The organism is Nocardia nepalensis (assembly GCF_048910785.1).
In the GTDB taxonomy this organism is placed as follows: Bacteria; Actinomycetota; Actinomycetes; order Mycobacteriales; family Mycobacteriaceae; genus Nocardia; species Nocardia nepalensis.
The window spans coordinates 130866-143095 of sequence record NZ_JBKBET010000037.1; the positions used below are offsets into that span (position 1 = coordinate 130866).

Annotated in this window: 12 protein-coding genes; 5 read left to right on the forward strand and 7 right to left on the reverse strand. The window is 66.8% G+C overall.

Features of this window, described 5'->3' with window-relative positions; genetic code table 11:
• The first annotated feature begins 21 nt into the window (after nt 1-21).
• Together ACHQ4I_RS32250 and ACHQ4I_RS32255 are read left to right on the forward strand one after the other, a co-directional pair.
• Nucleotides 22-1239, forward strand: coding sequence for an acyl-CoA dehydrogenase family protein (locus ACHQ4I_RS32250; RefSeq protein WP_420775655.1), 1218 nt, complete (start codon nt 22-24; stop codon nt 1237-1239).
• 15 nt (nt 1240-1254) lie between these two features.
• Nucleotides 1255-2310 carry a phosphotransferase family protein gene (locus ACHQ4I_RS32255; RefSeq protein WP_420775656.1) on the forward strand — a complete coding sequence of 352 codons (1056 nt, stop codon included), beginning with the start codon at nt 1255-1257 and terminating at the stop codon, nt 2308-2310.
• Nucleotides 2311-2623: 313 nt separating this feature from the next.
• Here ACHQ4I_RS32255 and ACHQ4I_RS32260 read toward each other — a convergent pair whose 3' ends face one another.
• The 5 genes from ACHQ4I_RS32260 to ACHQ4I_RS32280 all read right to left on the reverse strand — a co-directional run bounded on the left by ACHQ4I_RS32260 (nt 2624) and on the right by ACHQ4I_RS32280 (nt 6392).
• On the reverse strand, nt 2624-3076 hold the full coding sequence (locus ACHQ4I_RS32260; RefSeq protein WP_420775657.1) for a MaoC family dehydratase: 453 nt from the start codon (nt 3074-3076) through the stop codon (nt 2624-2626).
• A 9-nt stretch (nt 3077-3085) separates the two neighbouring features.
• Nucleotides 3086-3847, reverse strand: coding sequence for a 3-oxoacyl-ACP reductase FabG (fabG, locus tag ACHQ4I_RS32265; RefSeq protein WP_420775658.1), 762 nt, complete (start codon nt 3845-3847; stop codon nt 3086-3088).
• Nucleotides 3848-3879: 32 nt separating this feature from the next.
• The gene (locus tag ACHQ4I_RS32270) at nt 3880-4863 is read right to left on the reverse strand and encodes an NADPH:quinone oxidoreductase family protein (protein WP_420775659.1); all 984 of its coding nucleotides are present in this window, start codon (nt 4861-4863) and stop codon (nt 3880-3882) included.
• Entirely contained in the window at nt 4860-5615 is a 756-nt protein-coding gene (locus ACHQ4I_RS32275) for an SDR family oxidoreductase (protein ID WP_420775660.1), read from the reverse strand. Before ACHQ4I_RS32275 ends, ACHQ4I_RS32270 begins: the two co-directional genes overlap by 4 nt.
• Before the next feature lie 135 nt (nt 5616-5750).
• A complete protein-coding gene (locus ACHQ4I_RS32280) occupies nt 5751-6392 on the reverse strand; it encodes a TetR/AcrR family transcriptional regulator (protein ID WP_420775661.1) in 642 nt (213 codons plus the stop codon).
• A 212-nt stretch (nt 6393-6604) separates the two neighbouring features.
• Here ACHQ4I_RS32280 and ACHQ4I_RS32285 point away from each other — a divergent pair, with 212 nt between their 5' ends.
• Nucleotides 6605-8146 (forward strand): long-chain-fatty-acid--CoA ligase, encoded by a 1542-nt coding sequence (locus ACHQ4I_RS32285; protein WP_420775662.1) that lies wholly within the window; start codon nt 6605-6607, stop codon nt 8144-8146.
• A complete protein-coding gene (locus tag ACHQ4I_RS32290; protein ID WP_420775663.1) occupies nt 8143-9099 on the forward strand; it encodes a phosphotriesterase family protein in 957 nt (318 codons plus the stop codon). Before ACHQ4I_RS32285 ends, ACHQ4I_RS32290 begins: the two co-directional genes overlap by 4 nt.
• A 164-nt stretch (nt 9100-9263) precedes the next feature.
• Here ACHQ4I_RS32290 and ACHQ4I_RS32295 read toward each other — a convergent pair whose 3' ends face one another.
• Nucleotides 9264-10196: an alpha/beta fold hydrolase gene (locus tag ACHQ4I_RS32295; protein WP_420775664.1), complete on the reverse strand. Its 933-nt coding sequence runs from the start codon at nt 10194-10196 to the stop codon at nt 9264-9266.
• A gap of 252 nt (nt 10197-10448) precedes the next feature.
• On the opposite strand from ACHQ4I_RS32295, the gene ACHQ4I_RS32300 reads away from it, so the two are divergent.
• Nucleotides 10449-10658, forward strand: a complete 210-nt coding sequence (locus ACHQ4I_RS32300) for an EF-hand domain-containing protein (protein WP_420775665.1) — start codon at nt 10449-10451, stop codon at nt 10656-10658.
• Nucleotides 10659-10746: 88 nt separating this feature from the next.
• Here ACHQ4I_RS32300 and ACHQ4I_RS32305 read toward each other — a convergent pair whose 3' ends face one another.
• Complete coding sequence (locus ACHQ4I_RS32305) at nt 10747-12216, reverse strand: phytoene desaturase family protein (RefSeq protein ID WP_420775666.1); 1470 nt, start codon at nt 12214-12216, stop codon at nt 10747-10749.
• Between the last annotated feature and the right edge of the window lie 14 nt (nt 12217-12230).

Consider the following 12230-nt stretch of genomic DNA (forward strand, 5'->3'; position numbering starts at 1 on the left):
GCACCGACGATCGGAGCCTCGATGGACCTGTTCACCACGTCCGAGCGGACCCAGCAGTACCAACGCGATCTGCGCGCCTTCATGGACGAATGCGTATACCCGGCCGAGTCGGAGTACGAGAAGCAGATGGCGGCGTCCGGCGATCCGCACCACCATCCGCGGATTGTCGAGGATCTCAAGACCGAGGCCCGCGCCCGCGGCCTGTGGAACCTCTTCCACCCGCATCCCGAATGGGGTCCGGGCCTGACCAACCTGGAATACGCACCGCTGGCCGAGATCATGGGCCGCAGCCCGCACCTGGCACCAGAAGCGTGCAACTGCTCCGCCCCCGACACCGGCAATATGGAGGTGCTCACGCTCTTCGGCACCCAGGAGCACAAGGAGCGCTGGCTGGAACCGCTGCTGAACGGCACCATCCGCTCCGCCTTCGCCATGACCGAGCCCGCCGTGGCCAGCTCCGACGCCACCAATATCCAGCTGCGCATGGAACGCGACGGCGACCACTACGTGCTCAACGGCCGGAAGTGGTTCGCCTCCAACGCTTTACACAAGAACTGCAAGGTGCTCATCGTGATGGGCAAGACCGATCCGGACGCGCCCAAGCACCGGCAGCAGTCGATGATGGTGCTGCCCATCGACGCACCCGGCGTCACGGTCATGCGCAATCTTCCGGTATTCGGCTACGCCGACCGCGAGGGCCACGCCGAGATCGACTTCGCCGATGTGCGGGTCCCGGTCACCGATGTGCTGAAGGGCGAGGGCGAGGGTTTCGCCATCAGCCAGGCCCGGCTCGGTCCCGGCCGCATCCACCACTGCATGCGTGCCATCGGTATGGCCGAACGCGCGCTGGAGCTGATGTGCGCCCGCGCCGAATCGCGAATCACCTTCGGGCAGAAGCTGAGTGAGCGCGCCAATATCCAGGACTGGATCGCCGAGGCCCGCGTCGATATCGAGCAGGCACGGCTGCTGACCCTCAAGGCCGCCTGGATGATGGACACCGTGGGCAATAAGGCGGCCCAGGTCGAGATCGCGGCGATCAAGATCGCCGCACCGGAGATGGCGCTGCGGATCGTGGACCGGGCGATCCAGGTGCACGGCGGGGCCGGCGTCACCGATGACTTCCCGCTCGCGAGCATGTACGCGCACCTGCGCACGCTGCGTCTGGCCGACGGTCCGGACGAAGTACACAAACGGGCCATCGCGCGCGCCGAACTCGGTAAGTTCAGGGCCGGGGCGTAGGACGGGCAGGAACGAATGCAGACAAGTCACGGGATCATTCAGCCCAACGCGGACGCGACCGGCTTCGATATCGACGCGGCCGCGTTCGCGGACTGGGTGTCCTCGCTCGGTTCGGCGTGTACCGCGCCGGTGCGGGCCGAGCGGGTCGGGATCGGCCAGTCCAATCTGACCTTCCTGATCACCGATGCGGACGGGCGGCGTTGGGTATTGCGGCGTCCGCCGCTGGGCCACCTGCTGGCCTCCGCGCACGATGTGGCGCGGGAGGCCCGCGTCATCTCGGCCCTCGCGCCCACCGATGTACCGGTGCCGCGTGTCCACGATGTCCGGCACGAGGGTGAGATCGCGCTCGTGCTGATGGAATTCGTCGACGGACTGGTCATCGATGGGGTCGAGACCGCCGAACGACTCACCCCCGACCTGCGCCGCAGCGCGGGACTGTCACTGGTGCGAACGCTGGCCGGCATCCACGCCGTCGACCTGGAAGCCACCGCGCTGATCGACCTGGCCAGTCATAAACCGTATGCGGAGCGACAGCTCAAGCGGTGGTCGGCACAGTGGGAGAAGTCGAAGACACGGGACCTGCCGTTGCTGGACCGCCTCACCGAGCGGCTCCGGGCCGCCGTTCCCGAACAGCGCGAACTCGCGCTCGTGCACGGCGATTACAACCTGCGCAATGTGATCACCACGCCGGAGACGGGTGCGATCGCCGCCGTACTCGACTGGGAACTGTGCACCCTCGGCGATCCGCTGGCCGATGTCGGCAGTCTGCTCGCCTACTGGCCGATGGCCGGCGAGGCGGCCATTCCGGGCGCGGAAATGTGCACGCTTCCAGGGTTTCCGTCCCGCGCCGAACTGGTCGAGGAGTATCTCTCGATCACCGGACGCGATCGGCGGGCACTCGGGTTCTGGCATGCGCTCGGCCTGTGGAAGCTCGCCGTCATTGCCGAGGGGGTGTACCGCCGCACCCTCGACGATCCGCGCAACCGTGCGGCCGCGGGTATTCCGACTACCGATCTGGTCGACGGACTCGCCGAAACCGCCGACCGAATCGCCACCGAAGCCGGGTTCTGAGACGAAACGGCCTTCCTCCCGACATCGTCACGGGGACAGGCTTTTTCGCTATTCGCTTGATCGAAGTGACCCACCTGAAGTGGCCTGCCTCCCGATATCGCCGGGGGCAGGCCATTTCGCTATTCGCACGATCCCCGTGACCAACGTGAAACGGCCCGCCTCCCGATATCGCCGGGGGCAGGCCATTTCGCTATTCGCACGATCCCAGTGACCACAGGGAAACGGCCTGCCTCCCGGTACCACCAGGGAGACAGGCCGTTTCACATATCCGCTCGATCGAAGTGACCGCCGAGCCCGACGGTCACTCCGATGTTCAGGGCACGAGCACCGACAGCGCCTCGGCAACACAGGCGGGCTTGTCGCCGCCCTCGCGTTCGATGGTCACCCGGGCCGTCACCTGGACCCCGGCGCTGGTCGGCTCGAGCTTCGCCAGCTCCACCCCCGCCCGCACCCGGCTGCCGGACGGCACCGGTGACGGGAACCGAACCTTGTTGCAGCCGTAGTTGATTCCCATCTTCAGCCCGTCGACGCGATACACCTGCGAGACCAGCAGCGGCAATAGCGACAGGGTCAGATAGCCGTGGGCGATGGTGGTGCCGAACGGCCCCTGCGCGGCCCGCTCCGGATCGACGTGAATCCATTGACGGTCACCGGTGGCCTCGGCGAACAGATCGATCTGCTCCTGGGTCACGGTGTGCCATTCGCTGTAGCCGAGATGGGTGCCGACGGCCTGCTCGAGTTCGCCGATTCCGTTGAATACCTTCATATTCGCTCCTCAGACCGTCGGTGCGCCGGCGACGTAGAGCACCTGACCGGTGACATACGATGCGCCCTCGCTGACGAAGAACGACACCGTGTGCGCGATGTCCTCGGGCTTGCCTACGCGCCCCACCGGAATCCGCGCCACCAGGGTCTTGCTGAACTCCTCGAACGAGACACCCATGCGCTCGGCGGTGGCGGCGGTCATCTCGGTTTCGATGAAGCCCGGGGCGACGGAGTTCACCGTGACCCCGAATTTGCCGAGTTCGATCGCGAGAGTCTTGGTGAATCCCTGCAATCCGGCCTTGGCGGCGGCGTAGTTGGCCTGGCCGCGGTTGCCGAGCGCGGAGGTGCTGGAGAGATTGACGATGCGGCCCCAACCCGCCTCCGTCATATGCTTCTGCACCGCGCGGCTCATCAGGAAGGATCCGCGCAGATGTACGCCCATGACCGCGTCCCAGTCGTCGACGCTCATCTTGTACAGCATGTTGTCGCGGATGATGCCCGCGTTGTTCACCAGCACGGTCGGCGCGCCCAGTTCGGCGGCGACCCGCTCCACCGCCGCGGCGACGGCCTGTTCGTCGGCGACGTTCGCGCCAACGGCGAGTGCCCGGCCGCCGGCCGATTCGATCTCGCCGACAACGTTTTTGCAGGCCTGCTCATCGAGATCCAGGACCGCCACGGCGAATCCATCCGCCGCCAGCCGCTTGGCGGTGGCCGCGCCGATGCCGCGCGCGGCGCCGGTCACGATGGCGGTACGGGTTGTCTCACTGCTCATTATTCTCCCTTGTCGAATTCGGTTGTCGCCGTTTATGGTTCGAAGACGACCCGGCCGACGGTCTTGCCGTCGGCGAGTCGCTGCAGTCCGGCGGCCACATCGTCGAGCGGCAGCCGCTCGCCGATCAGCGGTTTCACCAAACCTCGCTCGGCCAGCCCGGTCAACGCCTGGTGGCAGTCGCGTACCGCCTGCGGGTCCTTGCCGCGGTACAGGCCCCAGTGCAGGCCGAGGATCGAGTAGTTCTTCACCAGTGCGTGATTGAGCGCGGCGGACTGGATCTGCCCGCCCGCGAAGCCGACGACCACGATACGGCCCTCGAAGGCGATGCATTTGGTGGACCGCTGATACACCTCGCCGCCGACCGGGTCGTACACCACGTCGGCACCGCGTCCGCCGGTGGCATCCTGCACAATCGGCACGAAATCCTGCGCACTGCGATCCACCACGATATCGGCGCCGAGCGCCCGCGCCACCTCGGCCTTGGCCGCGCTGCCGACCACCCCGATCACCCGGGCCCCGGCCGCCTTGCCCAATTGCACTGCCGCGCTGCCGACTCCACCGGCGGCCGCGTGCACCAGCAGCGTCTCCCCCGCCCGCAGGCCAGCGCGCCGATGCAGCCCGAACCAGCCCGTCTGGTAGCCGATGAAGAATGCGGCGGCCTCGGCATCGTCGAGCGAGGCCGGGGCGGGAAATACATCGGCCGCGTCCATGACCGCGAGTTCCGCGAACCCGCCCGATGGCAGCGCCGCACCGCCCAGCACCCGGTCGCCGACCGCGATGCGGTCGACGCCGGCACCGACCGCGACCACCGCACCGCACAGCTCGACCCCTGGAGTGAACGGCAGCTCCGGCTTGATCTGGTACTCACCCCGGCACATCAGCACATCCGGGAAGTTCGCCGCCGCGGCGCGGGTCCGCACCACCACCTGACCAGGACCGGGCGTCGGATCGTCCAGTTCGACCGGCCGCAGCACCTGCGCCGGTTCGCCCAATTCCGTTACCCGCCAAGCCTTCACGCCACGCCTCCGGTGAGGGTGACGCCGCCGTCGACGACGATCAGCTGGCCGGTCAACCATGCCGCGTCGTCGGAAAGCAGGAAGGCGGCGACACTGCCGATGTCCTTGGGCACGCCGAGGCGCTTGAGCGGATAGGCCTGGGCGACCTGCTCCTCGCGGCCGTCGTAGAGCGCGGTGGCGAATTGTGTCTTCACCACCGCGGGCGCGATGGCGTTCACCCGGATCGACGGGCCGAGTTCGACCGCCAGTTCCTGGGTGATGTGCACCAGCATCGCCTTGGTTGCCCCGTAGAACCCGATGCCGGGCGCGGGCTTGATTCCGGCCACCGACGCGACATTGACCACCGAGCCGCCGTGCTCGCCCAGCCAGGCCTTATGCGCCTGCTGCACCCAGGAGATCGCGGCCAGGCAGTTCACCTCGAAGACTTTGCGGGCGGCCGCCAGGTCGAGTTCGACCATCGGCCCGTACGCCGGATTGATACCGGCATTGTTGACCAGGAAGTCGACCGAACCGAAGGTCTCCAGCGTGCGGTCGATGGCCTCGGTCTGATGCTCGACGTCGTCGGCTCGTCCCGCGACGGCGATGGCGCGCTCGGGTCCGCCGAGTTCGGCGACCACCGCGTCCAGCGCGTCCTTCTTGCGGGCGGTCACACAGACCCGCGCCCCCTCGGACACCAGCCGCTGCGCGATGGCCAGCCCGATACCGCGACTGGCTCCGGTGACGATCGCCGTCTTTCCGTCGAAACGACCCATTTCGTAAGCCTCTCTGATGCTGACATGCGTGCCCCAGCGTCACCGAACTTGATTCCGACGTCAAGTTCAAGTGTGGATGCGCGACGCGTGATACGGGTCACACGAATGACCGAGCGGCCGCGTGGTGGAGCTCGCTCAGCGAGCTTCCTTCAGCTGAAGAGCGTTGAACCACAATTGATTCAGCGTTTTCACCAGCTTCTCGAAGGAGACCTTGCGCCCCTCGACGAAGACGAAGTACGCCATGCGACTCACCATGCTCGACAAGGCCAGCGACGTGACTTCGGCATCCAACTCGGCGTCCACCAGGCCACGATCCTGCAGATTTCGAATCATCTCGGCATTGCGATCGACGAATGCCATGCCGCGCTCGAAGCGCAGCACCCGGAACTTCTCGTCGATCTTCGACACCTGCTCCAGCACGGCCATCAGCCGCGCATTGCGCCGATACGACAGCAGATACTCGCGATTGGCGGCGGCGATCAGCTCGCGCGGGTCGTCGATGCCGACCCGCTCCCGAATGTGGGGGTGCAGCATTTCCTCGCGCACCTGCTCGACGACCGCGGTGAAGATCTCTTCCTTGCTGTCGAAATAGGTGTAGAACGATCCGGACGCGACCCCGGCAGCCTTGGAGATGTCACTGATCCTGGCATCGAGGAACCCGTCGCGTTCGAACACCTCACGCGCCGCGCTCACCAGTGCGGACCTGGTGCGCATGCCACGCTTGCTACGTGGGGGCACCCGACCGGACTGGTCCTCGGTGGCTTCCTGGGCGTTCACGGCCTCACTCGCTGTCGTCTGGCTCGCTGACGTCGTGGATCGTAACAGCGCACGCCGCTCCCCCGGCCCCACGACGCCGCGAGGGGCACGGCGAGTCAACCGGGATCGGCGCAACATCTATTGAACATGACGCCAAATTCAAGTAGCGTCCGACCCACTGACGTGGCCTGAGTCACATCAGTTCTCGCCCACTCATCAATCTGGAGCAAGCCATGCCTGCGAATCCGGCTTCCCCGCCCGCATCGGATCAGCCGACCAATGTCGCCGACCGGTGCTGGCAGCACGCCGCCGAACGCCCCGACGCCATCGCGTTGCGCACCGCGGACACACAGCTCTCCTACGGCGAATTGGCCCGGCGCAGTGCGGCTTACGGCGGCATGCTGCGCGAATCCGGTGTCGGCGTAGGTGACCGGGTGCTGCTGGTGGCGCCCACCGTCGGCGAATTCGTCGTCGCCTATCTGGGCGCGCAACTCATCGGCGCCATCGCCATCACCATGAACACCATGGCCACCGCTCCCGAAATCGGTTACGTGCTCGATGATTCCGGCGCGCGGGTGGTCATCGCGTGGCACAGCGCGCGGGAGGCCGCACATCAGGCGGCCACCGAACGGAATCTGCCGTTGCTCGTGCTCGCACCGGGCGCGCACGCCGAGCCGACCGAGCCCGTGGCCGAACCGGTGCGCCGCCGCGCCGACGACACCGCGGTGCTGCTCTACACCTCGGGAACCACCGGCAAACCGAAGGGCGTCGAGCTCACCGTCGCCAATCTGACCGAGACCGCCGGCATCTTCACCGATCAGCTGCAACTCGGCCCGGAGGATCGCTTCGGCACCGGGCTGCCGCTGTTCCATGTCTTCGGGCAGGCGGTGTGCCTGCTCACCGCGCTGCACGCGGGCGCATCGTTCGCCATGGTGACGCCATTCGAACCGCGGGCCATGATCGCGATGATCCGCGACCAGCAGCTCACCCACGTCGCCGGTGTGCCGACCATGTGGAACGCCATGCTGCACGCCGCCGGTGACTACGGCGCGGCGGATTTCGCGAGCCTGCGGCTGGCGGCATCCGGCGGAGCGTCACTGCCCGGTGAGGTGATCCGGGCCTTCTCGGATCGCTTCGGCTGCACCATCCTCGAGGGTTACGGGCTCACCGAATCCACCGGCGCGGCGACCTACAATCCGCTCGATCGCGAACAGCGGGTGGGATCGGTCGGCGCCGCCCTACCCGGGACCTCGATCGAGGTTCGCGATCCGGACGGAAAGGCGCTGCCCGCCGATACCGTCGGCGAGATCTTCCTGCGCGGCCCGAGCATCATGAAGGGGTATTGGAACCGACCCGATGCCACCGCCGCCGATTTGTCCGACGGCTGGTTGAAGAGCGGCGATCTGGGTCGCGTCGACGCCGACGGCTATGTCTACATCGTCGACCGCGCAAAGGATCTCATCATTCGCGGCGGGTACAACGTCTACCCGCGCGAGGTCGAGGAGGTGCTGTACCAGCATCCGGAAATCGTCGAAGTCGCGGTGATCGGCCTGCCCGACGACCACTACGGCGAGGAGGTCGCCGCGGTCGTCGCCACCACCCCCGGGGCCGAACTCGATCCGGCGCAGCTGCGGTCCTGGGCCAAGGAGCGGCTGTCCGCATACAAGGTGCCGCACCGATTCGCCTTCACCGACCAGCTGCCCAAGGGTGCCACCGGCAAGATCCTCAAACGCGCTCTCGATCCGAACCTCTTCACAGACAAGGCATCGCGATGACCGCTGTACCGACTGTGACCGGAACCGTCGACTCCGCCGAACTCGGCCGCGTCCTGGTGCACGAGCACGTCTTCGTGCTCGGCGAGGAATTCCGGCAGAACTATGCCGATTGGGACGAGGACGCCCGCGTCGACGACGCCGTCGAACAACTCGACGAGTTGAAATCCCTCGGCATCGACACCATCCTCGACCCGACCGTCCTGGGACTGGGGCGGTACCTACCGCGCATCCAGAAGATCGCGGCCAGAACGGATTTGCGGATCATCGCCGCCACCGGGATCTACACCTACAATGACGTGCCCTTCCAATTCCATTACACCGGACCGGGTTTGCTGTTCGACCGGCCGGAGCCGATGGTGGAAATGTTCGTCAAGGATCTCACCGAGGGCATCGCGGATACCGGTGTGCGCGCCGGATTCCTCAAGTGCGCCATCGAGGAACCCGGACTGACGCCCGGCGTCGAACGCGTTATGCGCGCGGTCGGGCAGGCCTCGGCGCAGACGGGTGCGCCGATCACCGTGCACACCAATCCGCACACCGGATCCGGGCTGGTGGCGCAGAAGGTGCTGGCCGAGGAAGGTGCGGATCTGAGCCGGGTGGTGATCGGCCACTCCGGCGACTCCACCGACCTCGACTACCTCACCGAACTCGCCGACGCGGGATCGCTGCTCGGCATGGACCGATTCGGGCTCGACGTCCTGCTGCCGTTCGAGGATCGGATCGACACCATCGTCGAACTGGTGCGGCGCGGCTACCTGGACAAGATCGTCATCGCCCATGACGCCGCGTGCCACATCGACTGGTTCGATCCGGACGCCAAAGCCCAGGTGGCGCCGCGATGGAACTACCGCCACATCAGTGCGGATGTGATTCCGGCCCTGATCGCGCGGGGACTTACCGAGGACGATATCGACGCGATCCTGGTGCGCAATCCGCGCCGCTACTTCGAATGACGCACGGTCTATCCGTACGAAGCGATCGGCGAGGCAGGGTGTGCGCGCCGGCTTGCCCTCGCCGCACCGTTGGCGATCCGAGTGATCCAGGGTGACCTCGGATTCCCGCACCAGCGCGGCTATCGGCAGGCGATCGAGACCGGCGTGCGGTAAGCCGCGACGACTCAGCCGAGACTGCGGGCGAAATCGATCAGTGCGGCGCTGACTTCGGCGGCGCGTTCCTGTTGAATCCAGTGTCCCGCGCCGTCCAGGATGACCGACGTCCGCAGATCGGATAGCACGGAGGTCATCTTGGCGGCCGGGGTGAACCGGATGACGGCGTCCTGCGATCCGGCGATGAACAGCGTCGGCTGGTTGATCTTCGCATCGGCCAGGTGCGCGCTGTGTTCCCAGTTGCGGTCGAGGTTGCGGTAGTAGTTGAGCCCGCCGGTGAACCCGGTAGTCGTGAAAGTCTCGATGTAGTAACCGAGTTCGGCCTCGCTCAGCCAGGCCGGAACGGCCATCTCGGAACCGTTGCCGTCCAGCAGATCCCGGGCGCTCATGACCTCGTCCTGCAACAGGGTGCGGCGCACGTCCGACGCGAGCGCCGCGTCGGCGACGCCCGGTTCCTGGAACCAGCACATGTAGAAGTCATCGCCCAGCCGGGACCTCAGTATCGATAACGGCGGCGCCGCCGATCGCGCGGTGGCCGGAACACTCAGGCCCGCGATGGCCCGCACGCGATCGGGATGCCGAATGGCCAACTGCCAGACCACCGACGCGCCCCAGTCATGGCCGACGAAGATCGCGTCGTCCACACCGGCCTCGTCGAGTACACCGACGAGATCGGCGCACAGCGCGGCGATGTCGTAGTCCTCGATCCGGTCGGGGCGCGAGCTGCCGCCGTATCCGCGCATGTCCGGAGTCAACGTCCGGAAACCGGCCTCGGCGAGTGCGAAAACCTGGTGACGCCAAGAGAATCCGAGTTCGGGAAAGCCGTGGCAGAACACCACCGCGGGGCCGTCGCCGTATTCGACGACGCGCAACTCGATTCCATTCGTCGCGACCTGGCGGCTGCCCAGCCGCAGCCATTCGTCCAGCAGATTGCGTGTGTCCATGTTCGGAAGTCACCTCGTATTCCGCGGCAGTTAGGTCGTAACGGTATTCGATTCTGACGTCAAGTTCAACTTCCGGGCCGAAGCCCCAGCTACTGCGCCGTTGGCGGTAGGCGTCGAAAATCGACGAATTGCTCCACGGCGAAATCCGCCATGCCCTACCCTTGATGGGTTCGTTTTTCCAGTACGGATCGACCACCTGTCCTCGCGGAGTGGCACACCCGCCACCCGCCTAGAAGTTGGGAGAAGAACCGGATGGATAACAGGGACATTCTCATCGCATTCGAGACCATGGACACCGACTCCGACGGCTTCGTCAGCCGCGAAGAGTTCTTCGATCACTATGAGAACGAGGGCAAGGCGCCCGACGACATCATGGCCTTGTTCGACACCCTCGACAGGGACGGCGACGGCAGGATTATCAGGAACGACTTCCTGGCCGCGGCCAACGCCGGACGTATCTGAGCGGGAGTCGGCACGTTGTGGATCGGCCCCGAGAGATGCTCCCGGGGCCGATTCCTTTTTGGTGGCTCAAAGCGCGGGAAGACTCCGATCAACGGTTCAAGCGCCGCAAGGCGCGGGCGGCGGCGTTGGCTCCGCACATACCGTGCGCACCGGGGCCCGGTGGGGTGGCGGCGGAGCACAGGTAGTGGCCCGACAGCCCGATATCGTAGGGCTGCAGGGTTTTTCGCGGTCCGAAGACGAGTTGGGGGATGTCTTTGGCACCCGTCATGATGTTGCCGCCGACGTAGTTGGGGTTGTATTCGGCGAAACCCGGGGCCGTGCGAACGATGGCGCCGACGATGCGGTCGCGGAAGCCCGGGGCGAAGCGTTCGATCTGGGTGATGATCGCCTCGGTGGCGTCGCCGGTGTAGCCGTTCGGGACGTGGGCATAGGTCCACACCGGGTGCACGGTCCCGACCGAACGCTGGGGGTCGGCGAGGTATTGCTGGCCGACCAGGACGAACGGCCGCTCGGGCATGCGCCCGGCGTGGATTTCTCGTTCGGTGTCGGCGATTTCGGCGAAGGTGCCGCCCAGATGCACGGTGCCGGCGCGGCGGGCGGGCTCCGCCGTCCACGGAACCCCGCCCTCGACGGCGAAGTCGACCTTGAACGCGCCGGGGCCGTAGCGGAATCGCCGGTACGCCTTGGTGATTCGTGACGGAAGCCGGTCACCGATGATATCGGCGACCGCGGTGGGCGCCAGATCCCACACGGTGACATCCGTGGGCGGCAACTGCGACAGCGACCGCACGCGCACCCCGGTCTCGATCTTCCCGCCGAGGTCGACCAGCAGCGCGGCCATCGCGTCGGTGATGCGCTGTGCGCCGCCGACGGCGACCGCCCAGCCGTGCCGGTGCCCCGCGGTGAGAATGCCGAGCCCGATGCTGGCGCTCAGTGGTCGGTGCAGTGGGTGGAACGCGTGCGCGGCGACCCCGCCGAACAAAGCCCGCGCCTGCACGGTGTGGAAGATCTCGGCCACCAGCGATGCCGATGCCATGGCGGGAATTCCGAAGCGGGCCAGGCTGATCGGATGCCGGGGCAGCCGCAGCAGCGGGCGCATGATGTCCGCGCCGAACCGGTCATAGGCGGCGACCGGACGGTCGAATAGCAGCCGCCAAGCCCTGCCGTCGGCGCCGAGCCCGGCGGCGGTCTCGGCGACCGAGCGGTGCAGGACGCCGGCCCGTCCGCCGTCGAGGGGGTGGGCGCAGTCGATTTCCGGCCACGCCCACCGCAGCCCGTAGCGCTGCAAATCCAGGCTTCGCAGGAAGGGCGATCCGACGGCCATCGGATGGACGGCCGAACAGTGGTCGTGCACGAGCCCGGGCAGGATCGCCTCGCTCGACCGGGTGCCGCCGCCGATCTCATCGGCCGCCTCCAGCACGGTCACCTGGACACCGGCCCTGGCCAGCGTGATCGCGGCGGCCAGGCCATTCGGTCCACTGCCGACGACGATGGCGGTACGCCCATCCGTCGCCCGGCCACCACCGCTCACCGAATCGCCGCGCGATGCTGTACTCATCCGATGTCCTTCCC

Bases quoted from the DNA above. Each gene is read 5' to 3' on its own strand.
- ACHQ4I_RS32250 (WP_420775655.1), top strand. From the start codon at position 22: ATGGACCTGTTCACCACGTCCGAGCGGACCCAGCAGTACCAACGCGAT.
- ACHQ4I_RS32255 (WP_420775656.1), top strand. From the start codon at position 1,255: ATGCAGACAAGTCACGGGATCATTCAGCCCAACGCGGACGCGACCGGC.
- ACHQ4I_RS32260 (WP_420775657.1), bottom strand. From the start codon at position 3,076: ATGAAGGTATTCAACGGAATCGGCGAACTCGAGCAGGCCGTCGGCACC.
- fabG (WP_420775658.1), bottom strand. From the start codon at position 3,847: ATGAGCAGTGAGACAACCCGTACCGCCATCGTGACCGGCGCCGCGCGC.
- ACHQ4I_RS32275 (WP_420775660.1), bottom strand. From the start codon at position 5,615: ATGGGTCGTTTCGACGGAAAGACGGCGATCGTCACCGGAGCCAGTCGC.
- ACHQ4I_RS32285 (WP_420775662.1), top strand. From the start codon at position 6,605: ATGCCTGCGAATCCGGCTTCCCCGCCCGCATCGGATCAGCCGACCAAT.
- ACHQ4I_RS32290 (WP_420775663.1), top strand. From the start codon at position 8,143: ATGACCGCTGTACCGACTGTGACCGGAACCGTCGACTCCGCCGAACTC.
- ACHQ4I_RS32295 (WP_420775664.1), bottom strand. From the start codon at position 10,196: ATGGACACACGCAATCTGCTGGACGAATGGCTGCGGCTGGGCAGCCGC.
- ACHQ4I_RS32300 (WP_420775665.1), top strand. From the start codon at position 10,449: ATGGATAACAGGGACATTCTCATCGCATTCGAGACCATGGACACCGAC.
- ACHQ4I_RS32305 (WP_420775666.1), bottom strand. From the start codon at position 12,216: ATGAGTACAGCATCGCGCGGCGATTCGGTGAGCGGTGGTGGCCGGGCG.